19 protein-coding genes and 2 tRNA genes are annotated in these 22,485 nt (G+C 72.7%); 20 read left to right on the forward strand and 1 reads right to left on the reverse strand.

The features are described from left to right. Nucleotides 1-289: 289 nt before the first annotated feature. From LCE31_RS04310 to LCE31_RS04375, 14 genes are all read left to right on the forward strand, one after another. Nucleotides 290-2,308, forward strand: coding sequence for a glycosyltransferase family 2 protein (locus tag LCE31_RS04310; RefSeq protein ID WP_225012607.1), 2,019 nt, complete (start codon nt 290-292; stop codon nt 2,306-2,308). A gap of 45 nt (nt 2,309-2,353) precedes the next feature. After that, nucleotides 2,354-2,956, forward strand: coding sequence for a dTDP-4-dehydrorhamnose 3,5-epimerase family protein (locus tag LCE31_RS04315; RefSeq protein ID WP_225012608.1), 603 nt, complete (start codon nt 2,354-2,356; stop codon nt 2,954-2,956). Nucleotides 2,957-3,181: 225 nt separating this feature from the next. Continuing rightward, nucleotides 3,182-4,285 carry a glutamate 5-kinase gene (gene proB, locus LCE31_RS04320; RefSeq protein WP_225012640.1) on the forward strand — a complete coding sequence of 368 codons (1,104 nt, stop codon included), beginning with the start codon at nt 3,182-3,184 and terminating at the stop codon, nt 4,283-4,285. A gap of 151 nt (nt 4,286-4,436) precedes the next feature. Beyond that, on the forward strand, nt 4,437-4,970 hold the full coding sequence (locus LCE31_RS04325) for a hypothetical protein (RefSeq protein WP_225012609.1): 534 nt from the start codon (nt 4,437-4,439) through the stop codon (nt 4,968-4,970). Between the two features lie 180 nt (nt 4,971-5,150). Beyond that, entirely contained in the window at nt 5,151-6,434 is a 1,284-nt protein-coding gene (locus LCE31_RS04330) for a glutamate-5-semialdehyde dehydrogenase (RefSeq protein ID WP_225012610.1), read from the forward strand. A gap of 112 nt (nt 6,435-6,546) precedes the next feature. Continuing rightward, complete coding sequence (locus LCE31_RS04335) at nt 6,547-7,173, forward strand: SCO2584 family spore wall biosynthesis protein (RefSeq protein ID WP_225012611.1); 627 nt, start codon at nt 6,547-6,549, stop codon at nt 7,171-7,173. A 150-nt stretch (nt 7,174-7,323) separates the two neighbouring features. Next, nucleotides 7,324-8,448: an SCO2583 family membrane protein gene (locus LCE31_RS04340; RefSeq protein ID WP_225012612.1), complete on the forward strand. Its 1,125-nt coding sequence runs from the start codon at nt 7,324-7,326 to the stop codon at nt 8,446-8,448. Nucleotides 8,449-8,593: 145 nt separating this feature from the next. Beyond that, entirely contained in the window at nt 8,594-8,752 is a 159-nt protein-coding gene (locus LCE31_RS04345) for a hypothetical protein (protein WP_225012613.1), read from the forward strand. Between the two features lie 84 nt (nt 8,753-8,836). Next, nucleotides 8,837-8,986 (forward strand): hypothetical protein, encoded by a 150-nt coding sequence (locus LCE31_RS04350; RefSeq protein WP_225012614.1) that lies wholly within the window; start codon nt 8,837-8,839, stop codon nt 8,984-8,986. 37 nt (nt 8,987-9,023) lie between these two features. Next, nucleotides 9,024-9,638, forward strand: a complete 615-nt coding sequence (gene nadD / locus LCE31_RS04355; RefSeq protein ID WP_225012615.1) for a nicotinate-nucleotide adenylyltransferase — start codon at nt 9,024-9,026, stop codon at nt 9,636-9,638. 60 nt (nt 9,639-9,698) lie between these two features. Beyond that, entirely contained in the window at nt 9,699-11,678 is a 1,980-nt protein-coding gene (locus tag LCE31_RS04360) for a LytR C-terminal domain-containing protein (RefSeq protein ID WP_308042187.1), read from the forward strand. A gap of 233 nt (nt 11,679-11,911) precedes the next feature. After that, nucleotides 11,912-12,343, forward strand: coding sequence for a ribosome silencing factor (rsfS, locus tag LCE31_RS04365; RefSeq protein WP_225012642.1), 432 nt, complete (start codon nt 11,912-11,914; stop codon nt 12,341-12,343). 53 nt (nt 12,344-12,396) lie between these two features. Further along, nucleotides 12,397-13,035, forward strand: a complete 639-nt coding sequence (locus LCE31_RS04370; protein WP_225012616.1) for a histidine phosphatase family protein — start codon at nt 12,397-12,399, stop codon at nt 13,033-13,035. 73 nt (nt 13,036-13,108) lie between these two features. After that, nucleotides 13,109-13,181 (forward strand) — tRNA-Ala (locus LCE31_RS04375). Between the two features lie 137 nt (nt 13,182-13,318). On the opposite strand, the gene LCE31_RS04380 is transcribed toward LCE31_RS04375, so the two are convergent. Next, on the reverse strand, nt 13,319-14,329 hold the full coding sequence (locus LCE31_RS04380) for a helix-turn-helix transcriptional regulator (protein WP_225012617.1): 1,011 nt from the start codon (nt 14,327-14,329) through the stop codon (nt 13,319-13,321). A gap of 102 nt (nt 14,330-14,431) precedes the next feature. Here LCE31_RS04380 and LCE31_RS04385 point away from each other — a divergent pair, with 102 nt between their 5' ends. The 6 genes from LCE31_RS04385 (at nt 14,432) to LCE31_RS04410 (ending at nt 21,965) form a co-directional block, all read left to right on the forward strand. Next, the gene (locus tag LCE31_RS04385; protein ID WP_225012618.1) at nt 14,432-15,928 is read left to right on the forward strand and encodes an MFS transporter; all 1,497 of its coding nucleotides are present in this window, start codon (nt 14,432-14,434) and stop codon (nt 15,926-15,928) included. 339 nt (nt 15,929-16,267) lie between these two features. Then, complete coding sequence (locus tag LCE31_RS04390) at nt 16,268-16,501, forward strand: hypothetical protein (RefSeq protein ID WP_225012619.1); 234 nt, start codon at nt 16,268-16,270, stop codon at nt 16,499-16,501. Between the two features lie 177 nt (nt 16,502-16,678). Then, nucleotides 16,679-16,751: transfer RNA gene (locus LCE31_RS04395), tRNA-Ala, on the forward strand. Nucleotides 16,752-17,159: 408 nt separating this feature from the next. Then, nucleotides 17,160-20,045 (forward strand): leucine--tRNA ligase, encoded by a 2,886-nt coding sequence (gene leuS / locus LCE31_RS04400; RefSeq protein WP_225012620.1) that lies wholly within the window; start codon nt 17,160-17,162, stop codon nt 20,043-20,045. Between the two features lie 137 nt (nt 20,046-20,182). Beyond that, entirely contained in the window at nt 20,183-20,944 is a 762-nt protein-coding gene (locus tag LCE31_RS04405) for a DUF4527 domain-containing protein (protein WP_225012621.1), read from the forward strand. Between the two features lie 172 nt (nt 20,945-21,116). Then, the gene (locus tag LCE31_RS04410) at nt 21,117-21,965 is read left to right on the forward strand and encodes a DegV family protein (protein ID WP_225012622.1); all 849 of its coding nucleotides are present in this window, start codon (nt 21,117-21,119) and stop codon (nt 21,963-21,965) included. The last annotated feature ends 520 nt before the right edge of the window (nt 21,966-22,485 follow it).

Genomic DNA, 22,485 nt, shown 5'->3' on the forward strand with positions numbered 1-22,485 from the left:
CTGCGCGCCGGGCCCGCCCCGAGCCCCCGCTGGTCGGCCGGGCCCGGCGGGGGGGGGGGGGGGGGGGGGGGGGGGGGGGGGGCCGCCCGCCGCCCCCCCCCCCCCCCCCCCCCCGCCGCACCCGGCGCCGACCGCGGACCACAAGAAACGCAGAGGAAACACCGGACGTCATTCCGGTGGCTTTTGCAATTCCATCACATATCAGCCACACGGACGATGCCTATATCCTGGCTCCCTGCGCGGCCCCGGACATCGGGGTGCGTTTTATCGACGAGTTGGGGCTTGGTGCATGTCCGTCAAGGTCAGCGTGGTCATTCCGGTGTACAACCCAGGTCCGTACATCGAGGACTGCATCGCCTCTCTGCTGCGGCAGAGCCTCCCCGACGACGCCTATGAGGCGATTTTCGTCGACGACGGGTCGAGCGACGGGACACCGGCCCGGCTCGACGAGCTGGCCGCCGAGCACCCGCACATGCACGTCGTGCACCAGGAGCCCTCGGGCTGGTCCGGCCGCCCGCGCAACGTCGGAACGGACCGGGCGCGCGGCGAGTTCGTGATGTACGTCGACAACGACGACTGGCTCGGTGACGAGGCGCTGGAGCGGATGTACGACTACGGCGTGGCCAACGCCGCCGATGTCGTCGTCGGCAAGATGGCGGGCAAGGGCAGGCCCGTTCCGCTGGAGCTCTTCCGGGTGAACCGCCCGAAGGCGAATGTCGACAACGCCCCGCTCATCGACAGCCTCACGCCGCACAAGATGTTCCGCAAGGAATTCCTCGACAAGCACCACATCCGGTTCAAGGAAGGCAGAAGACGCCTTGAGGACCACGTGCTGGTCGCGGAGGCGTATCTCCTCGCCTCCAACGTCTCGGTGCTCAGCGACTATGTGTGCTACTACCACGTAAAGCGCGACGACGCCTCGAACGCCGGTTTCCAGCGCTTCGATCCCGTCGGCTATTTCCAGAACCTGCGCGAGGCCCTCGATGTGGTCGAACACAACACCGAGCCGGGCCGGCTGCGCGACAAGCTGTACCGCCGCTGGCTGCGCAACGAGATGGTGGAGCGGCTGCGGGCCCAGCGCTTCCTCAAGCTGCCCGAGGACTACCGCAAGGAACTGTTCGATGAGATCCACTCCGTGGTCACCGAGCGGATGGGCCCGGGGGTCGCGGCCGGTCTCCAGCCCACCCAGCAGGTCGTCGCCGCGCTGATCACCACCGGCCGGTTCGCCGACGTGGAGCCGTACGCCCGCTGGGAGGCCGGGATCAAGCCCACCGGGCGTCTGGACAGCCTGGAGTGGGACGAGGAGGGCCGCCTCGCCCTCGGCCTGACCGCCGAGTTCCAGGTGGACGGCGCGCCCCTGCGCTTCCGCACCGAGGACGGTCAGCCGCAGCTCGACCTGCCGTTCGACCCCGAGACCGCCGACGCGCTGCGGGCGGCCGGGGCGAGCACCCGCGCCACCGTCGACAAGGCGCGCGTCGGCCTCGTCGTCAAGGAGCGCGCCAGCGCCGCCGAGTTCTACCAGCCGATCGACTTCACGGTGGACCGGGTGCCCCTCGCGAGTGAGGGCGCGGACGCCGAGGCCGCCCGGGAGCCCGCGGACGGCGGCGACTTCCGCATGGTGCTGCGCGGTCTCGGCACCATCGACCCGGGGACCGCGGCCGGCGGGGGCGCCCTCGGGCCCGGCATCTGGGACGTGTACGTGCGGATCATCGCCTGCGGCTGGTCGAAGGCCGTCCGCCTCGGCTCCGTGCGCGACGAGACCGTCGACAAGGCCCGCAGGAGCGCCCTGAGCGGCGAGCCGCGCCGCCTCGTCATGCCGTACTGGACCGAGGGCCACGGCAACCTGTCGCTCGACGTCGACTGCGCGACCAACTGGATCAACAAGGACCTCGCGCCGCTCACCCCGCGGGACCTGGCGTTCTCGGACGGCACGCTCCGCCTCCCCGTGCCGCTCCACGCGGCCGGCGAGGAGCGGGTGCTGCTCCGCTTCAAGCCCGTCCGCAAGGGCGACGCGCCGAAGGAGGTCCCCGCGACCGTCGCGCCCGGCGACGGCGGCGCCGTCCTGACCGCCGCGCTGCCCGGCCCCGAACTCGCCCGCGCGGCCTGGACGATGGACCTCGGCGTGCCCTCCGCGCGGCGCGGCGCGCCCCGCTGGACCCCGTTGCCGCTGGGCGTCAAGGTCCGCGCCGACGGCAGGCCCGCCTTCGCGGCCGCCCCCGCCGTGACCCGGGCCGCACGGGCCGGGCGGACCAGGTCACTGCCGAGGCGGATCATGGGAAGGGTGCGCCGCACGTTCCGGCGGGCGTGACCCGCGCCCCGCACACCAGCACAGCGAGCGAGAAAGCAGATCCCCATGCGTCCCCTGTCCATCGAAGGTGCCTGGATTCACGAGCCGAAGGTCTTCCCCGACGACCGCGGCTCCTTCCACGAGTGGTTCCGCGCCGACGACCTGCGCGAGGCCGACGGCCACGGCCTCTCGCTCGCCCAGGCCAACTGCTCGGTCTCCAAGCGCGGCACGCTGCGCGGCATCCACTACGCGGACGTGCCGCCGAGCCAGGCCAAGTACGTGAAGTGCGTACGCGGCGCGGTCGTCGACGTCGTCGTCGACATCAGGACCGGCTCGCCCACGTACCGCAGCTGGGAGGCCGTACGGCTGGACGACGAGACGCACCACGCGGTGTACCTCTCCGAGGGCCTCGGGCACGCCTTCTTCGCGCTGACCGACGAGGCCACCGTCGTCTACCTCTGCTCGGCGGGCTACGCGCCGGGACGCGAGCACGGCATCGACCCGTTCGACCGCGAGCTCGGCATCGAGTGGCCCGAGGGCATCGAGCCGCTGCTGTCGCCGAAGGACGCCGAGGCGCCCTCGCTCGCGGAGGCCGAGCGCCAGGGCCTGCTGCCGTCGTACGAGGAGGCCACGGCGTTCCGCGCCCAGCTGCGCACCGCGACCGGCTGACGCGCTCCGGGCGGCCCCGGTCCCTGTCCAGCAGGTGAAAAGGCGTCCGCGGCCGGGGACCGCGCGCGTACGCTGACCGGCGCGAAGCGGCGGACGGCGAGAGCAGGGGCACAGCACGTGACAGGAGCAGGGGCAGGAGCAGAGGCCGGGGCAGCGCGGGCGGTCCCGTCGGAAGGCGCGGCGGCGGACCGGACGCGTGAGCCCGGCCGCTCCCGGCGGGACGCGGTGGCCGGGGCCCGCCGGATCGTCGTCAAGGTCGGCTCGTCCTCCCTCACCACCGCCGCGGGCGGCCTCGACGCCGACCGGGTCGACGCCCTGGTCGACGTCCTCGCGGGCGCCCGGGACAGCGAGCGGGAGATCGTCCTGGTCTCCAGCGGCGCCATCGCCGCGGGACTGGCCCCGCTCGGCCTGGAGCGCCGCCCGCGCGACCTGGCCCGCCAGCAGGCGGCGGCCAGCGTCGGCCAGGGCCTGCTCATCGCCCGCTACACGGCGTCCTTCGCGCGCTACGGCGTCCGCGTCGGACAGGTCCTGATGACGTCGTACGACACGAGCAGGCGCACCCACTACCGCAACGCGTACCGCACCCTGGAGCAGCTGCTGCGGATGGGCGCGCTGCCCGTCGTCAACGAGAACGACACCGTCGCCACGGACGAGATCCGCTTCGGCGACAACGACCGGCTCGCCGCGCTCGCCGCCCACCTCGTACGCGCCGACCTGCTGGTGCTGCTCTCCGACGTGGACGGGCTCTACGACGGCGACCCCTCGACCCCCGGCACCTCGCGCGTCGGCGAGGTGCACGGCCCCGAGGACCTCGCGGGGATCACCATCGGCGCCGCGGGCAGGGCCGGCGTCGGCACCGGCGGCATGGTCACCAAGGTCGAGGCGGCCCGGATCGCGACAGGCGCGGGGGTCCCCGTGGTGCTGACCTCCGCGAGCCGCGCCGCCGACGCGCTCGCGGGCCGCGACACCGGCACGTACTTCCACCCCACGGGCCGCAGGTCGCGCGGGCGGCTGCTGTGGCTCGCGCACGCCTCGGCGCCGCGCGGCGCCCTCACGCTGGACGACGGCGCCGTGCGGGCCGTGGTGGAGCGGCACACCTCGCTGCTCGCGGCCGGGATCGCCGCGGTGGAGGGCGAGTTCGCGGCGGGCGATCCGGTGGAGCTGCGCGACACCCGCGGCCGCGCGGTGGCCAGGGGCCTGGTGAACTTCGACGCGAAGGAGCTGCCGCAGCTGCTCGGCCGCTCCACCCGCGACCTGGCCCGGGAGCTGGGTCCGGCCTATGAGAGGGAGGTCGTACACAAGGACGATCTGGTGGTTCTCCAGCGCTGACGCCGCCCCCGATGGGCTGAGAAACAGCCCAATCGCCTCCCGGTGGCTCAGAGGTTCCTCAAAACGCCCCCAAGAGAGGCCCAGGACTGGTCAACTTTGACGTGGGGACAAAGGACCGGGCAGCAGCACCATGACCAACAGGAGGCATCCGGTGAGACGAGTGCGTCCAGGCACGGCGACCCGCGGAACCGGCACACACGCCCGGCGGGCCATGAGCGCGGACTCGGTCCTCACGAGCGTCGACGCGGGCGAGGACTTCGACGACCTCGCGGGCGACGGCGCGCACGGCGCGGGGGAGCGGCCGTCCGGCGAGGCGGGCCCCGCGGACGGTGACGGCCGCCCGGTGTCCCGGCTCTGGCACATCACCCTCAGCGTCTCCGGCGCACGGGCTCCGATAGCCGACGTCCGCCGCGCGCTCGAACAGCTCGCACACGACCACCCGTTCCTGCTGACCAGCAGATACGCGGTCGACCACGCGGAGATCAGGTACTGGGAGGAGGCCCGCGACCTGCACGACGCGGCGGCCGTGGCGCTGCGCCTGTGGGGCGAGCACCGGTCGAGCGCGCGGCTCCCGCCGTGGGAGATCGTCGGCCTTGAGGTCATCGACCGGGACACGTACCACCAGCGCGTGGCGGAGGGGTACGGGCCGCCGCCGGCGTCCCGCGTCGGCATCCACCCGTTCTGAGCGGCGCCCCCGCCGGGCCGCGGCGGCCGGCGGCCGGAGCGCGGCGGGCCCGCCCCGGGTCGCCCGGCGGTGTCCCGGTACGCGGGGCACGTGCGGCGTCCCAGTACGCGGGGCAGGTGCGATGTCTCGGAGTGCGGAATACGTAAGGAAGGCCCGCCCGGGGCCCATTACCCTGCGGGCATGACCTCGCTTTCGCCCTACGACAACCTCTCTCCGGTCGCCAGGGCCGCCTACCGGTCGAAGTCGGCCGCGGCGGACCTCGCGCCCCTGCCGCGCGCGGCCAAGGACGACGCGCTGCTCGCGGTCGCCGACGCGCTGGAGGTGCGCACCCACGAGATCGTCACGGCCAACGCGGAGGACATCGAGCGGGCCAGAGAGGCCGGCACAGAGGAGTCGATGATCGACCGGCTGACCCTCACGCCCGAGCGGGTCCGCGCCATGGCCCACGGGGTGCGGGACGTCGCCGCGCTGCCCGACCCGGTCGGCGAGATCGTGCGCGGCTCGACCCTCCCGAACGGCATCGACCTGCGGCAGGTCAGGGTGCCGCTCGGGGTCGTCGGCATCATCTACGAGGCGCGCCCCAACGTCACGGTCGACGCGGCGGCGCTCTGCCTGAAGTCGGGCAACGCGGTGCTGCTGCGCGGCTCGTCGTCCGCGAGCGCCTCCAACACCGCGCTCGTACGGGTGCTGCGGGACGCCGTCGGCGGCGCCGGGCTGCCCGCCGACGCCGTCCAGCGGGTGCCGGGCGAGGACCGGGACTCGGTGCGCGAACTGATGCGGGCGCGCGGCCTGGTCGACGTCCTCATCCCGCGCGGCGGCGCGTCCCTGATCCGTACGGTCGTCGAGCAGTCCACGGTGCCGGTCATCGAGACGGGCACAGGGAACTGCCACGTGTACGTCGACGCCGAGACCGACCTGGACATGGCGGTCTCCATCCTCGTCAACTCCAAGGCGTCCCGGCCGAGTGTGTGCAACGCGGCGGAGACGCTGCTCGTGCACCAGGACATCGCGGCGGACTTCCTGCCGCGCGCCCTCGACGCGCTCGCCGACGCCGGCGTCACGGTCCACGCCGACGAACGCGTCCTGCCGTACGGCGCGGCAAGCAGGGCGAACGTCGTTCCGGCCACGGCGGACGACTGGGAGACGGAGTACCTCTCGTACGACATCGCGGCGGCCGTCGTCGATTCGCTGGAGGGGGCGGTCGCGCACATCAGGCTCTGGTCGTCCGGCCACACCGAGGCCATCGTCACCACGTCGCAGGCCGCGGCCCGCCGGTTCACCCAGTTGGTGGATTCCACGACGGTCGCGGTGAACGCGTCCACCCGCTTCACCGACGGCGGTGAGTTCGGGTTCGGCGCCGAGATCGGCATCTCCACGCAGAAACTGCACGCGCGGGGCCCGATGGGGCTGCCCGAGCTGACGTCCACGAAGTACATCGTCACCGGTGACGGTCACACACGGTGACCGCCGGGGCCGGTGCGGGCCGTGTGCGAGTGGCGCGGCTCATAGCGGTCGATGAGGTGAAGAGTGCGGACTCTCCCTGCCCAAACCGCCCCCGCCGGTTTACGCTGTAGTGGTGCCGGACGACGTGGGGGGCAGGCCGTTCAAGGACGGCCGGGAGCCCGACGACGACCGCGGAGCGGACGAGGAGTTCGCGACCGTGGTGTTCGACGAGGAATTCGTACGGGCGGCCGCCTTCCATGAACCCACGGCCGTCGAACGGCTGCTCGCGGCGGCCCAGGCGCGCGCCGAGGCGGACGCGGCGCGGTCGCGGCGCGGCAGGCAGGTCCCCGAGGAGGAACACGAGCTCTGGGACGAGCTGTACAGCCGCAGGCACCCGGACGAGTTCGACGAGGACGGCCACTACGGCCAGGACGATCCCGGCGTACCCCATCCGTACGGCCGGCACGGGGGTGTGCTGCGGCCCTACCGCGGCCGGGCGCGCTGGCACCGGCCGATCGCGTGGCTGCTCGCGCTGCTGATGGGGATCGGCATGGTGGCGCTCGCCCTGTCCGCGGTCCGCGGCGCGAGCGGCGCCGGCAGGCAGGACCAGGTTCCGCAGCCCGCCTCCACGGGCATAGACGCCCCGCGCACCGACCCCTCGGGCGACACGGACGCGAGCCGCGGGCCGGGTGGCGGCAGGCGCGCCCCGCGCGGCAAGGCCAGCCCGCCGCCGGTGTCCGCCGTCCCGAGGACGCGCTGAGAGACGCCGCCAGGGCTTCGTCGCGCCGGACCCCGCGCGTTCCCCGCCGCCCGGCGGCGACCCACCAGGTGATCATTTATGGCCGGTTCTGTCGCAAGCTGACCGGTAGCGCGGCGTTTACCTTCTCCTGCTACGGCCTACCCTGAAGATATGGCTGGGCGCGAAGACCCGCCCGAAGGGACTCCCGACGGGCCCCCCGGTGGCGACGACGAATACAGATCGGTCGTCTTCGACGAATCGTTCGTCCGCGCTGCCCGGCTCCAGGAGTTCTCCGCCCGGGAGCGCATGACGGACCGTGAGCACGCCGTCCGCGTGCGGGGCGCTCGCACACGCACCGCCCACCACGCCTCCGGCAGGGGCCCGCGCCGGCTCCTCGCCCTCTTCGTCCTGATCGCGCTGGCCTTCGGCACCGCCGTCTACCTGGGCTTCCGCCAGCCCTACCGGGTGCCGGCGCCGGGGGGCGCCCACGGCCGGCTGCGGATGACGGTCGTACCGCTCGCGCCCGCGGGGCAGGTCCCCGGCGGCACCCCCGCGGACCTGCTGGCGCACAGCCCGGCCGCCCACTTCGCCCGGGGCGGCGAGGGGATAAGGATTCCGTCGAAGGTCGTACGGACGGCCGACTTCACGGACAGCCAGATCCGCACCGCCCTCTTCATCGCCAGGGACTACCTGGAGGCCTCCTCGCTCGACGCCGACGTCCTCGCAGGACGCGACCGGCAGCCCGTGCGGACCCTCCTCGACCCTGAGCAGATCCCGCAGTTCGACCGCTCGTTCGCGGCGCCCGCCGCCGACGGGCTGTACGACCCGGCGGGCTGGCTGGTCGCCTTCGCGCCGGCCAAGGTGCGCCTGGTCGCCGCCGACACCCGCGTACACGGCACACTCCAGTACCAGCAGACCGCCGACCGGGCCCTGGAGGTCACCTCGGACCACACGTTCGTCTACACGCTGCGGCCCGCGGGCTCCGCCACGGCAGAGGCGTCGCTGTTCACCGTCCGGCGCGAACTGAGCTTCCGCTTCGACCTCGACGACCTGGAGAAGCACACGGCCCACCTGGTGGAGAGCGAGGTGGGCGCGGGCCCCGAGGCGTGCTCCGCGGGCGCGGCCACCACATTCACGCCACTGCTTGCGGGTGCCAGGGCTCCGTCGGGCAGCCCGGCGGGCGTGAACCCGTACGCCACCGGACGGCTGTCGGGCGAGCTGTGCGGGGTGCTCACCGGTTCGGCCGAACCGGCGCCGACGACGCACCCGGCCCCGGGCGCGACGCACACGTCCTGAGGGGCCGACCGGTCGGTCATCGGCACGTCCCCCTGCCGCACCACGGCTCAGGCCCTGGCGCTACCGTGTGGCGGGGGGCCGGAACCGGCGGCCGGGAACGAGTTCCCGGGAGGCGGTTTGTGACAGACCGAGGAGCGCACCCGTCATGCAGGCAACCAGCACACTCATGGCCGCAGCCGCCGCGTCGGACCAGCCGGGGGCCGGGCCCGTCCTGCGTATCGTGCTCGTCGTGGCGATCGTGGGAGGGGTCTTCCTCGCCTGGTTCCTGCTGCGCGGCTACGGCGACAGCGGCAACAACGACTGAGTCGGCATGAGCCCGCCGAACGGGCCCGCATACGATGTGCCCGAAGTCACCGATCCGATTCCCGATCGATAGGTCCTGTTGAAGATGATTCCCTCCGGTACCGCCGCAAGCCTCGCCACCCTCGCGGAGGGTAGCAACCACGAGAGCCTCAGCCCCTACCTGACCGGTGGCGGCGCGCTGTTCGGCCTGCTCCTGCTGCTGTGGATCACCACCCGCTTCAACCGGGACCGCTGAGCGGGGTCGAACCCACGTGCCAGTAGGCTCTACGCGCATGGGAGAGCAGCGAGGACCCGCCGGGTCCGGCAGGCGCCGACTCGGCGTGATGGGCGGGACGTTCGATCCGGTCCACCACGGCCACCTGGTCGCGGCGAGCGAGGTGGCGGCGCTTTTCCACCTCGACGAGGTGGTCTTCGTGCCGACGGGTGAGCCGTGGCAGAAGAGTCAGAAGGCGGTCTCCCCGGCGGAGGACCGGTACCTGATGACCGTCATCGCCACGGCCTCCAACCCGCAGTTCTCGGTCAGCCGCAGCGACATCGACCGCGGCGGGCCGACGTACACGATCGACACGCTGCGCGATCTGAGGGCGGCCCACACCGACGCCGACCTCTTCTTCATCACGGGCGCCGACGCGCTGTCGCAGATCCTCACGTGGCGCAACGCCGAGGAGCTGTTCTCCCTCGCGCATTTCATCGGAGTCACCCGCCCGGGGCATGATCTGACGGACGACGGCCTGCCCAAGGGCGGTGTCTCCCTGGTGGAGGTGCCCGCGCTGGCGATCTCGTCCACGGACTGCCGGGAGCGCGTCGTCAAGGGCAACCCCGTCTGGTACCTCGTACCCGACGGCGTCGTCCGGTACATCGACAAGCGCCAGCTGTACCGCGCGTGAGCGGCAGGGCGCCCGAGCGCCCGAGCGCCCGAGGCACGTCACCCACGAAGAGGGGCACCGGTGAACGACCAGCAGCAGCCGTACGGTCCAGGCCCTTACGACCCGTACTACGGCGGCCCGCGGATCGTCGGCTACGACGAGTACGGCCGGCCGGTGTACGAGCAGCAGGGCGGGGCGCAGCAGGCCCCGCCGCAGGGTTCAGGAGACCAGCAGCAGGGGTACGGCGGCTACGACACCGGGCGACAGCCCCCCGTCCCCGGCGGTCCGCAGGACCCGCAGGGCCAGGCACCGGGACCGGCCCAGGGCTACGGGTACGACCCGTACGGGCAGGTACCGCACCAGCAGCAGCCGGGTCCCCCCGCGCAGGGCGGCCCCTCGGGGTACGACCCCTACGGGCAGCGGGGCCGGGTCCCGGGCCAGTCACAGGGGCCGGACCAAGGCGTCTCGTACGGGCAGGGCTACGACACCGGGCAGCAGCCCCCCGCGTACGACACCGGCCGGCAACAGGCGGTGTACGGGACCGGGCAGCAGCCGACGGTGTACGGCACCGGGCAGCAGCCCGCGGCGTACGACACCGGACAGCAGCCGGCGGCGTACGACACCGGGCAGCAGGGGGCGGTCTCCGACACCGGCCGGCAGCCGGCCGTCGACAGCACGCAGCAGTGGAACATCCCCCAGCAGGCGCCCCAGCAGCAGGCGCCCCGGCGCCGGACGCCCCAACAGGCCGCGGGGCAGCCCGCCGTGCCCGGACAGCGTTCCGCGCCCGAAGAGGGCTACCGCACCGAGCAGTTCTCGTTCATCGAGGAGCCCGACGAGGACTCCGAGGACGTCATCGACTGGCTCAAGTTCACCGAGAGCCGCACGGAGCGGCGCGAGGAGGCCAGGCGGCGCGGCAAGAACCGGTTCGTCGCCCTGCTGGTCGTGCTCGCCGTCGTGGTCGTCGGCGGAGCGGGCTACCTCTGGTACGCGGGCAAGCTGCCCGGCCTCGACGCGCCCGCGAAGAAGCAGGCGGCGGCGCCCGGCGGCCCCCAGAAGCGCGACGTCATCGTCGTGCACCTGCACGACACGTCCGACAAGTCCACCTCCACGGCCCTGCTCGTCAACAACGAGACGACGGGGGAGGGCAGCACGGTGCTGCTGCCCAACACGCTGAACGTGACCAACGACGACGGCACGGTCACGACACTCGCCAAGTCCGTCGACGAGGACGGCTCGGACGGCACCCGGGAGGCCATCGGAAACCTCCTCGGTACGAAGGTCGCAGGCACCTGGCGCCTGGACACCCCGTACCTGGAGAACCTCGTCGACCTCGTCGGCAACATCGAGGTGGACACCGACACCGACGTCCCCGACACGAAGAAGGGCGCGGCGCCCCTCGTGCACCGGGGCGACGACCAGACCCTCAGCGGCAAGACGGCCGTCGCCTACGCCACGTACCACGCGCCGGGCGAGAGCGCGGACAAGCAGCTGGCGCGGTTCGGCCAGGTCATCCAGGCGACCCTGCGGAAGATGTCGAGCGACCCGAAGGCCGCCACGATCACCGTGCAGACGCTCGCGCAGATCCTCGACCCGTCGCTCACGGACAAGGACCTCGGCGCGGCGCTCGCGAAGCTCGCGGACCACGCGAAGTCGGACCGCTACAAGACGGTCGTCCTGCCGGTCGGCGAGGACGGCACGCTCGGCTCGACGGGCGAGGACGACGTCAAGCAGTTCCTCGGGGGCTCGGTCAAGGCGCCCGACACGGACGGTGTGCCACGCATCGGCGTGAAGAACGCCACGGGCGGCACGTCCGCGACCGAGGCCGCGCGGGTCGCGCTGGTGAACGGCGGCTACACCGTGGTCGACACCGGGACCGCGGCCAGGGCGGAGACGTCCTCGGTCACGTACGCGGACACCAAGAACAAGGAGGAGGCCACGGAGGGGCCCAAGACCCTCGGTCTGACGACGGGGGCGGTCAAGAAGGGCTCTGCGGGCAGCTCCGACGTAGCGGTCGTCCTCGGCGGGGACTTCAAGCCCTCGAAGCTGGGCGGCGACGACTAGAGGCGGGGGGCGCGGGGGGGGGGCGGGGGGGTTTGCCGCAGGGCCGCCGGGCGCCCGGGAGGGCCCGGTCGTCGCGGGAGGCCGTGAGACGGGACCGCGAACCCCGGTCGCCGCGGGCCCGCGGGAATCGGCACCCACGGGCCCCGCGGACCCGGCTGCCGGAGCGCGGGCGCGGTGCGCCGGCCGTCCGTGAGATCCTGGACGTCTCCATGACCGCCGACGAAAGCCTGCTTGTGACCGCTACGGACCGCGCCATCCAGCTTGTCCAGACCGCCGCCCCGGCGGCCGCCGCCCGCCTGGCGCACGACATCATCGCCTACGACGTCAGTGACGTCCTGTCGATCACCGACGCCTTCCTGCTCGCCTCCGCGCCCAACGACCGGCAGGTCAAGTCGATCGTTGACGAGATCGAGGGGCGGCTCCAGAAGGAGCTCGGCGCCAAGCCCGTCCGCCGCGAGGGCGACCGCGACGCCCGCTGGATTCTCCTGGACTACGTGGACGTCGTCGTCCATGTCCAGCACAGTGAGGAGCGGGTCTTCTACGCCCTGGAACGGCTGTGGAAGGACTGCCCCGAGCTGCCGCTGCCGGAGGACGCCGTGAAGACCAAGGGCAAGGGCGAGGAGCACGCCGCCCTGTCCGCCAGGGCGGACGAGGACGCGAGCTGAGCGCCCGTACGAACCCGGCGGACGGAGTCGGCGCCGCGCCGGAGCCGCCGCCGGTGCTGCGCGACCGCCGGATCGTCCTGTGGCGCCACGGCCAGACCTCGTGGAACGTGGAAGGGCGCTTCCAGGGCACCACGGACATCGAGCTCACCCGGATCGGGGTCCAGCAGGCCCGGCGATCCGCCCGCCGGCTCGCCCGGCTGAAGCCGCACGCGATCATCTCGTCCGACCTGCGCAGGGCCGCCGCGACGGCCGCCGAGCTGTCCTCGCTGACCGGCCTCGACGTGCTGTACGACGCCGGGCTGCGGGAGACGTACGCGGGCGACTGGCAGGGGCTGACGCACACCGAGATCAACGAGCTCCACGGGGACGACTACCTGGCCTGGAAGCGCGGCGAACCGATCCGGCGCGGCGGCGGTGAGCTGGAGACCGAGGTCGCAGACCGGGCGGCCCCCGTCGTGCTCCGGCACGCGGACGCCCTGCCGGACGGCGGCACGCTGGTCGTCGTCAGCCACGGCGGCGCGATCCGCACCACCATCGGCCGACTGCTCGGACTGGAGGCGCACCACTGGGAAGGCCTCGGCGGTCTGACCAACTGCTTCTGGTCCGTGCTCGGTGAAGGCATCCGCGGCTGGCGCCTGCTGGAGCACAACGCGGGCAGCCTGCCCGAGCCGGTTCTGGGCGACGACGACTGATTTCACTTTCCGGCGGCACGCAGGCTAAAGTTCTTCTTGTTCGCAGCGCGGAGCGCAAGCGCGGGGAACACGCGGGGCTATAGCTCAGTTGGTAGAGCGCCTGCATGGCATGCAGGAGGTCAGGAGTTCAATTCTCCTTAGCTCCACACTCTTTCCGGCGAGATCCGGAGAAACCGCCTCGGTCCACCACGGACCGGGGCGGTTCGCGTTGTGCCTCTCCGCGGACGCCCGGACGCCCGGCCCCCGGCGCGGAGCGTGTGGACCCGGCACGGAACCCGCGTGATCAGGCCGCCCGGATCGCGGCGGCCGCCAGCAGCCGGTCCACGCGGCGCGCGCTCTCCGCGTCCACCGCCGTGTACGTGACGATCCGGCACTCGGGCATGTCGTTCACGTTCAGCGAGAGAGTCCGCAGAAATATCTCGCCGGCCCGCGCGTGCCGGAACCCCTTCAGACGCGAACCGGGCGGCACCACGTCGCCCTGCCGCCAGAGTTCGGCGAACAACGGGCTCCGCGCGGACATCTCGTGCACGAAGCGCTCCCAGTCGGGCTCGCCCACATGGCGCCCGTACGCGCCCCGCAGCGTCGCCACCATCAGCGACAGTTCCCTTTCCGGGTACACCAGGTCCAGGCCGCCACCCTGGCCGAGGAACATCGAGCGCAGCGCGTTGGCCCGCCGGCGGCCGGGGAGTCCGCCGGTGTCCGCGTCTCCCGCACGCGGCCAGGACCCGGACCCCTCGTGTGCCCCGGGCCCGGTACCGGAGGCGCGCGTGGTCCCGGAAGCGGCGCCGGCGTCCTGGAAGACCGCGCGATAGGCGGCGTTGGTCGCCAGGACGTCGTAGCGCCCGTCGTAGACGGTCGCGATGCGCGGGTGGAGCGCGTCGATGATGGACTGGACCTCCTCGCCGATCGCCTCGGGCCACGAGGCCTCGCCGCCCTGCTCGTCGTACGCCACCTCGGCCAGGCGGTAGAGGTGTTCGCGCTCCGCGCCGTCCAGCCGCAGGGTGCGCGAGACCGCGTCGAGCACCTGCGGCGACGCGTTGATGGGGCGGCCCTGCTCCAGCCACGTGTACCAGGTGACGCCGACGTAGGCGAGCTGCGCCGCCTCCTCGCGGCGCAGCCCGGGCGTGCGCCGCCGGAACCCTGGCGGCATGCCCACCTCCTGCGGTGTGACCCGGGCCCGCCTGCCCCGCAGGAACGCGGCGAGCTCCGGCCTGCGCCGCCTGCCCGGAGCGTGCCGCGGCACGCTCACCGTCTCCGTGCCGCCCGCAGCGCCCCCGCTTCCCCCACTGCCCATGGATTCCATCCTCCGCTCAAGGTGCCCGCCCTGCCAGGTGCTGCCAGTACCAGCATCGGGCGCTCTCCCCGCCCCCGGCGGCGCGGTCACAGGCTCGACGCCATGACCACCGCCACCACACCCCTCCCCGCGCCCGACGGCCCCGGCCGCTCCGGCGGGGCACGTGAATCCAGTAAAGGGCACGGCACTGACAACGGACGGCCCGTCAGGCAGGGCCCGCTCCTCGCCGTCGTGCTCGGCGCCCAGTTCATGGCGCTGCTCGACTCGTTCATCGTCAATGTCGCGGCGCCGACGATCCGGGCCGAGTTCCACGCCTCGGGCGCCTCGTTGCAACTGGTCGTCGCCGGTTACTCGATCGCGTACGCGGCGCTGCTGATCACCGGGGCGCGCCTCGGCGACCGCTTCGGACACGGCCGCGCGTACCTGGCCGGGCTCGCCGTCTTCACCGCCGCCTCCCTCGCGTGCGGCCTGGCCGGGAGCACCGGGGCGCTGATCGCCTTCCGCGTCGTCCAGGGCACGGGCTCGGCGATCATGATTCCGCAGGTCCTCAGTCTCATCCAGCGCAACTTCGTCGGGGAGCGGCGCGGCCGGGCGCTCGGCGCGTACGCCGCGGTCCTCGCCTCGGGCGCGGCAGCCGGGCAGGTCGTCGGCGGGCTGCTCGTGAGCGCCGACCTGTTCGGCGCGGGCTGGCGTCCGGTCTTCCTCGTCAACGTGCCGATCGGTGCCGTGCTGCTTGCCGTGGGCGCCCGCGTACTGCCCAGGGAGCGGCACGAGGCGTCCGAGCGCGGCCGGGGGTCCGACCTGCCGGGCCTGGTGGCGCTTGCCGCCGCCCTGGTGCTGCTGACCGTCCCGCTCGTCCTCGGGGAGCAGCGGGGCTGGCCGGCCTGGTGCTGGGCCATGCTGGGCGGCTTCGCGGTCCTCCTGTGCGGCTTCCTCGCGTACGAGACGAGGCTCGCGGCCCGCGGCGGTCATCCGCTGATCGCGCCCGGCGTGCTCCGCGCTCCCGGCCTCGGCGCCGCCGCCGTGCGCATCCTGCTGATCATGGCGGTGAACGCGGGCTTCCTGTTCACCTTCACGCTCTACGTACAGGGCTCGCTCGGCTACAGCGCGCTGCGTGCGGGCCTCACCTTTCTGCCCACCTGCGTCGTGTTCGGCGCGGTCGGCCTGACCTGGCGGCACTGGCCGGCCGCCGTGCGGCGGGCCGTCGTGCCCTGCGGGTTCGTCCTCACGGCGCTCGCCTGCGCCGGGCTCGGCGTGGCCCTGAGCCGGGACGGTGCGGGCGGGGCGCTCATGTGGGCCGCCCTGAGCGTGCTGGGCGCGGGCCTGGCCCTCGGTTTCACGCCCGTCCTGACCGGGGCGCTCGCGGCCGTACGGATCGAGGACGCGGCCGACGCGAGCGGCCTGCTGGTGACCACCACCCAGACCGGGCAGCTCGTCGGCGTCGCGGGCCTCGGCGCCCTCTACCTGGGGCTGCTGCCGCACCAGGGGGCGCACGGCGGGGCGCACAGCGCGTCCGACGCCCTCCTCGTGACTCTGCTCGTCATGGCGGGCGCCGCCCTCCTCGGCGCGCTCGCGGGGACGGCGCGGCGCCGCGCGTGAGGTGCCGATACCCCCGTACATCCTGGATTCTGCGGCTATCTGCGCCTATCTCCCGCGCGTAACGACCCGGTGGTCAGCGGCCGAAGGGGACTTCCGTACGGCTGACCCCTCCGGCCCCGACATGGCAGAATCGGGACGGCCGGAGGGGACGGACGGCCGGAACGGAAGGAGCACGATGTCCGCCAGCAGCATCGATGACGATGCGCTGCCTGACGCGGCGGCCGGCTCCAGCTGTCTCAGCTGCCCCTCGTGCGGTTCATCCCATGTGGCACAAGTGCTCGGCGACAACGGTGGAGTTTCCTACGTGTGCACGGCCTGCGGCCACAGCTGGAGCTAGTGATGGGCGCACACAGGCGTACCTGCGACTGGTGCGGCAGCGGTACGCCCATCGTCAGAGACATGGACCCGCTCAACCCGGACTTCCAGTACTGGTGCGAGGAGTGCGCGCGGGCGCTGATCATAAAAGGCGACCCGATCGAGACGTACCGCGAGCTGGAGGGCGAGCCGATCTACGGGCGGCTGCTCGACGAGCACTGCACCCTGAAGCGGTTCTACTCGTTCGCGAGAGCCTGACCCGGGGCCGGGCCCGTGGAGAACCGCGGGGGGCCTGGTCCCTTTCCCTCCGGCTCCGGCATGCCCGGACGCGTGACCGGGCCCGGTACGTGACGGCCGGCCCCCGGTCGTGACCGCCGCCCGGGAAGCGGATTTGGTGATCCCCCCTGGTCACCGTGTACTGTTGGCGCATCGCACGGGGCTATAGCTCAGTTGGTAGAGCGCCTGCATGGCATGCAGGAGGTCAGGAGTTCAATTCTCCTTAGCTCCACAAGATCGAGGGCGGAGTGTATGCGCGGAAAGCGCGAGCCACTTCGCCCTTTGTCATTTCCGCTCGGCTTCGCTTCCGCTCGGCTTCGCCTCGTCCGGCGGGGCCCATGGGGGCTCCCGAGGCGGACGTCGGGGTTGGAGTGCCCGGGCGACGTCCACGGTGATCCGCGTCACGCGGATACGGAGAGGGCCCGTCCACCGCGGACGGGCCCTTCCTCATGCCCAGTGCGACGCCTACACGCCCTGCGGTAACCTGTCCACATGCGTGCCGTACGCCTTCTGCTTAGCGAGCCGCGCTGATCAGTGCCGACGGATGAGAGATCCGGTCGGAGTCAGCGCGGCGTCCCCTCCTGTGCGAGGGGTTTTTTCATTCCCGCGTGCAGAGACGACCGATGGAGCTTCTGAGGACATGAGCGAGACGAACCCGGCTGCCGCCGGCGCGGAGAACACCGCGGCCCACCGCTACACGGCCGCCATGGCCGCCGAGATCGAGGCACGCTGGCAGGACTTCTGGGACGCGGACGGCACGTACGAGGCGCCCAACCCCAGCGGCGACCTCGCCGGAGACCCCGCGATGGTGGCGCGGCCCAAGAAGTTCGTCATGGACATGTTCCCGTACCCCTCCGGTGTGGGACTGCACGTCGGCCATCCGCTCGGCTTCATCGCCACCGACGTCTACGCGCGCCACCAGCGCATGACGGGCCACAACGTCCTGCACACGCTGGGCTTCGACGCCTTCGGCCTGCCCGCGGAGCAGCACGCGGTGGCCACCGGCACCCACCCCAGGGTCTCCACCGAGGCCGCCATGGAGAACATGACGCGGCAGCTGCGCCGGCTGGGCCTGGGCCACGACAAGCGCCGCGCGGTCGCGACGATCGACCCGGAGTTCTACCGCTGGACGCAGTGGATCTTCGTACAGATCTTCAACTCCTGGTACGACCCCGCCGTGCAGAAGGCACGTCCCATCGACACGCTGGTCGCGCAGTTCGAGAGCGGGCAGCGCCCGACCCCCGACGGCCGCGCCTGGACGAGCCTGAGCGAGGCCGAGCGCGCCGATGTCCTGGGCGGGTACCGGCTGGCGTACGCCTCGGACGCGCCGGTCAACTGGTGTCCCGGGCTCGGCACCGTCCTGGCCAACGAGGAGGTCACCGCGGACGGGCGCTCCGAGCGCGGGAACTACCCGGTCTTCAAGAAGAAGCTGCGCCAGTGGAACATGCGCATCACCGCGTACGCCGACCGCCTGGTCGACGACCTGGACCAGCTGGACTGGCCGGAGGCCATCAAGCTCCAGCAGCGCAACTGGATCGGCCGCAGCGAGGGCGCGCGCGTCGACTTCCCCGTCGGTGACGGCGGCGACGCCATCACCGTCTTCACGACCCGTCCTGACACCCTGTTCGGCGCCACCTACATGGTGCTGGCGCCCGAGCACGAGCTGGTCGAGAAGATCGTCCCGGCCGCCTGGCCCGCCGACACGCACGAGGTGTGGAAGGGCGGCCACGCGACACCGGCCGACGCCGTCGACGCGTACCGCAAGCAGGCCGCCTCGAAGTCCGACGTCGAGCGGCAGGCCGAGGCCAAGGACAAGACGGGCGTCTTCACCGGCGCGTACGCGGTCAACCCCGTCAGCGGCCAGCAGGTGCCCGTGTTCATCGCCGACTACGTGCTGATGGGCTACGGCACAGGCGCGATCATGGCCGTCCCCGCACACGACACCCGCGACTTCGCCTTCGCGCGCGCCTTCGAACTGCCCATGCGCTGCGTCGTCGAGCCGACCGACGGCCGTGGTCTCGACCCGGCCACCTGGGACGACGCGTTCGCCTCGTACGACGCGGTGCTCGTCAACTCGACGGGCGCCGACATCACCCTGGACGGCCTGGGCGTGGTCGACGCCAAGGCCCGCGTCACCGCGTGGCTGAGCGACCGGGGCATCGGCGAGGGCACGATCAACTACCGGCTGCGCGATTGGCTGTTCAGCCGCCAGCGGTACTGGGGCGAGCCCTTCCCGATCGTCTACGACGAGGAGGGCACCGCCCACGCGCTGCCCGAGTCGATGCTGCCGCTGGAACTGCCCGAGGTGGACGACTACTCGCCGCGCACCTTCGAGGCCGGCGACGCGGACACCGAGCCGGAGACGCCGCTCTCGCGCAACGAGGACTGGGTCGACGTCGACCTGGACCTGGGCGACGGACGAGGTGTCAGGCGCTACCGCCGCGAGACCAACACCATGCCCAACTGGGCCGGTTCCTGCTGGTACATGCTGCGCTACCTGGACCCGACCAACACCGAGCAGGCGGTCGCCCCTGACATCGAGCAGTACTGGATGGGGCCGCGCGCGGGCATGCCGCACGGCGGCGTCGACCTGTACGTGGGCGGCGCGGAACACGCCGTACTGCACCTGCTGTACTCGCGACTGTGGATCAAGGTGCTGTACGACCTGGGCCACATCTCGGCGTCCGAGCCGTTCCACAAGCTGTACAACCAGGGCATGATCCAGGCCTTCGTCTACCGCGACAAGCGCGGTATCGCGGTGCCCGCCGCCGAGGCGGAGGAGCGCGACGGCGCGTACTTCTACGAGGGCGAGCAGGTCAGCAGGCTGCTGGGCAAGATGGGCAAGTCCCTGAAGAACGCGGTGACGCCCGACGAGATCAGCGCCGAGTTCGGCACGGACACGCTGCGCCTCTATGAGATGGCGATGGGTCCGCTGGACGTGTCGCGGCCGTGGGACACGCGCGCCGTCGTCGGCCAGTACCGGCTGCTCCAGCGGCTGTGGCGCAATGTCGTGGACGAGACGACCGGCGAGGTCACGGTCTCCGACGCCGCGGCGGACGAGGCGACGCTGCGCGCGCTGCACAAGGCGATCGACGGCGTCACCCAGGACCTGGACGGGCTGCGCTTCAACACCGCGGTCGCCAAGATCACCGAGTTGAACAACCATCTGACGAAGACCGGCGGCCCGGTCGCACGGCCGGTCGCCGAGCGGCTGGTCCTGCTGGTCGCGCCGTTCGCCCCGCACATCGCCGAAGAGCTGTGGCACCGGCTCGGCCACACCGACAGCGTCGTCCACCAGGACTTCCCGGTGGCGGACCCGGCGTATCTCGTGGACGAGACGGTGACCTGCGTGGTGCAGGTCAAGGGCAAGGTGAAGGCCCGCCTCGAGGTCTCCCCCTCGGTCCAGGACGCGGACCTGGAGGCGCTGGCGCTGGCCGACCCGGCCGTGGTCGCGGCCCTGGGCGGCGCGGGCATCAGGAAGGTGATCGTCCGTGCGCCGAAGCTGGTGAACATCGTTCCGGCGTAGCGGACCGCCCTGACATGTCGGAGTCGTCAGGGTCTCCCTTACGGGGCGGTTGGGGGTTCGGGAGGAACCCCCGACCGCCCCGCTGCGTTTACCGTGGGAGGGACCGCTGAGAACCGTGACCTTTCGGAGGGCCACCCATGGAAGCCGTGCTCCTGATCGTGGTGCTCCTCTTCGTCGTCGCCGTGCTGTTCGGCGCGTACGCGACGGTCAAGGCGGTCGGAGCGGCGAAGCGCGGCGTGGACCGCACGATCGCCCAGGCGCGGCGTTCGGTCGAGGACACGACCCTGCGCGCCAAGAGCTTCGGGCAGCCGGGATTGACGGGCGAGCTGGCACAGCTGCGGCTGCGGTTGCGGACATCCATGCGCGCCACCCAGGACGCGCTGTACACGGGCGTCGAGGCGGACGCGTCGCTCCAGGAGTCCGTACGGCTCTTCGAGCGGCTCAGCGCGCACGGGCACGAACTGGACGGCCAGCTCAAACAGGCGGAGCGCGACCCGGACCGGGCGCGGGTCGGGTCGCGTGTGCAGGAGCTGCGGGACAGGACCGAGCAGATCACGCACGCGGCGGACTCGCTGCGGTGGGCCGTCAGGGACCGGGCGCGGAAGTTCGCGGACGACGACCTGTCGTCCCTGAGCGCGGACATCGACGTGGAGTCCGGGGCGCTTCGGCACTGGGCCCCGGTGGACGAGGCGGCCGGAGCGGACGGCCCCGCGCGGGCCGGCCGGCAGGCGGCGGAGCGCGGCCGGGAGCCGTGGACCGCTCCGACCGGAGAAGCTGGAGCAGCCGGAGCGCCGGGACCCGAGGCGCTCGGCCCCGCCGACGGGCGCCCCCTCGACGGCACCCACCGCTGGACGAAGAACCCGTGGCGCAAGTCGGCCCGGCCGGAGGCGTCGAACTGACGGATCACGCGGTGTCCTCCGCCGGTGCGACGCCCTCGCGGTGCCGGTGGTGTGTCCGCGCGTGGTGACGAGAGGGGCTCTGCCGGCTCGCGGCGCCGGGCCGGGGCCGGTCCTTCCGGTTTCCCGAGGCCCGGGCCGTCTGGCGGCCACGGCTGCGGGTAACCTCCGGGGCATGTCCCGCCATGTCGCCATCGTCACCGATTCCACGGCCTACCTGCCCCCCGTGACGATGCGGCGGCACGGCATCACGGCGGTGCCGCTGACCGTCGTGGTCGGCGACGAGGCGCTGGAGGACGGCAGCGAAATCTCGGCCGGCGCCGTGGCCGAGGCGCTGCGCAAGCACCGTTCGCTGACCACGTCCCGGCCCAGTCCCGAGACGTTCGCCGCCGCGTACCGGAAGGCCGCGGAGGCCGGGGCGACGGGCGTGGTGTCCCTGCACCTCTCCGCGGAGTTCTCCGGGACGTACGACGCGGCGGTGCTGGCCGCCAAGGACGCTCCGGTACCGGTACAGGTCCTGGACACCGGCGTGGGGGGGATGGCCCTCGGCTTCTGCGCGCTGGCGGCGGCGCGGGCCGCGGAGACCGGCGGCGGGCTCGACGACGCGGTCGCCGCCGCCGAGAAGCGGGCCAGGGCGACCTCCGCCTACTTCTACGTGGACACGCTCGACTACCTCCGCAGGGGCGGGCGGATCGGTGCCGCGCAGGCGCTGCTCGGCTCGGCCCTCGCCGTGAAGCCGCTGCTCCACCTCGACGAGGGGCGGATCGAGCTGCTGGAGAAGGTGCGGACCGCGTCCAAGGCCATCGGAAGGCTGCGCGACATCGTGGTCGAGCGCGCGGGGGCGGGCGAGGTGGACATCGCGGTGCACCATCTGGCCGCGCCGGACCGCGCCGCCGCCCTGGCTGAACAGCTCGCGGCGCGGGTCCCGGGACTCGCCGAACTCCATGTGAGCGAGGTCGGAGCGGTGATCGGCGCCCACACCGGGCCCGGACTGCTGGGCGCCGTGGTCTCGCCGCGGGGGTGACGCCGAGGGGGCGGGGTGTTGCTGCGGAGGTGCCGGCGGGGAGGCGCCCGGGGGCGTGGCGTTGCCGCGTGAGTGGCGCCGCGAAGGGCAGCGTGGCGCGGAGCGGGCGTCCATGGCCAGGCGCCCGGAGGCGTGGCGTTGCCGCGGGGATGGCGGCGCGGAGGGCAGCGCGGTGCGGCGCGGGCGTCGGTGGCGGCCTGGCTGTTCACTCGCGTGAGTGGCCGCGTTATCCACAATCGTGGAGTTGTCCACCGATTCCGATCAAGATCATCGCGATGTGACGCGGATGCCTACCGTGTGACGCATGACCACGCTCCGTGTTCGCCAGGTGACTTCCCGCTCGTTCCCGTGTCCGTCCCTGTCTTCGTCCCCGTTCCCGTCTCCGTCCTCGCCTCCGATCGAGTCTTCGCTGGTATCGCGTTCTGTTGTCCGATCCGTTACGCGCTCCCCTTCCAGCGGTCCCGGCCGCGCGCCGGGCTCTGACGGGCGCGCCTCCGCGCGGCACGGTGCCCGCGCGTTC

The sequence above is a fragment of the Streptomyces sp. 8L genome (assembly GCF_020176795.1).
In the GTDB taxonomy this organism is placed as follows: Bacteria; Actinomycetota; Actinomycetes; order Streptomycetales; family Streptomycetaceae; genus Streptomyces.

Excerpts from the sequence above, each read along its gene's own strand:
- LCE31_RS04310 (WP_225012607.1), top strand. The coding sequence starts at position 290 with ATGTCCGTCAAGGTCAGCGTGGTCATTCCGGTGTACAACCCAGGTCCG.
- LCE31_RS04315 (WP_225012608.1), top strand. The coding sequence starts at position 2,354 with ATGCGTCCCCTGTCCATCGAAGGTGCCTGGATTCACGAGCCGAAGGTC.
- LCE31_RS04330 (WP_225012610.1), top strand. The coding sequence starts at position 5,151 with ATGACCTCGCTTTCGCCCTACGACAACCTCTCTCCGGTCGCCAGGGCC.
- LCE31_RS04340 (WP_225012612.1), top strand. The coding sequence starts at position 7,324 with ATGGCTGGGCGCGAAGACCCGCCCGAAGGGACTCCCGACGGGCCCCCC.
- LCE31_RS04345 (WP_225012613.1), top strand. The coding sequence starts at position 8,594 with ATGCAGGCAACCAGCACACTCATGGCCGCAGCCGCCGCGTCGGACCAG.
- LCE31_RS04350 (WP_225012614.1), top strand. The coding sequence starts at position 8,837 with ATGATTCCCTCCGGTACCGCCGCAAGCCTCGCCACCCTCGCGGAGGGT.
- nadD (WP_225012615.1), top strand. The coding sequence starts at position 9,024 with ATGGGAGAGCAGCGAGGACCCGCCGGGTCCGGCAGGCGCCGACTCGGC.
- LCE31_RS04380 (WP_225012617.1), bottom strand. The coding sequence starts at position 14,329 with ATGGGCAGTGGGGGAAGCGGGGGCGCTGCGGGCGGCACGGAGACGGTG.
- LCE31_RS04385 (WP_225012618.1), top strand. The coding sequence starts at position 14,432 with ATGACCACCGCCACCACACCCCTCCCCGCGCCCGACGGCCCCGGCCGC.
- LCE31_RS04390 (WP_225012619.1), top strand. The coding sequence starts at position 16,268 with ATGGGCGCACACAGGCGTACCTGCGACTGGTGCGGCAGCGGTACGCCC.
- leuS (WP_225012620.1), top strand. The coding sequence starts at position 17,160 with ATGAGCGAGACGAACCCGGCTGCCGCCGGCGCGGAGAACACCGCGGCC.
- LCE31_RS04405 (WP_225012621.1), top strand. The coding sequence starts at position 20,183 with ATGGAAGCCGTGCTCCTGATCGTGGTGCTCCTCTTCGTCGTCGCCGTG.
- LCE31_RS04410 (WP_225012622.1), top strand. The coding sequence starts at position 21,117 with ATGTCCCGCCATGTCGCCATCGTCACCGATTCCACGGCCTACCTGCCC.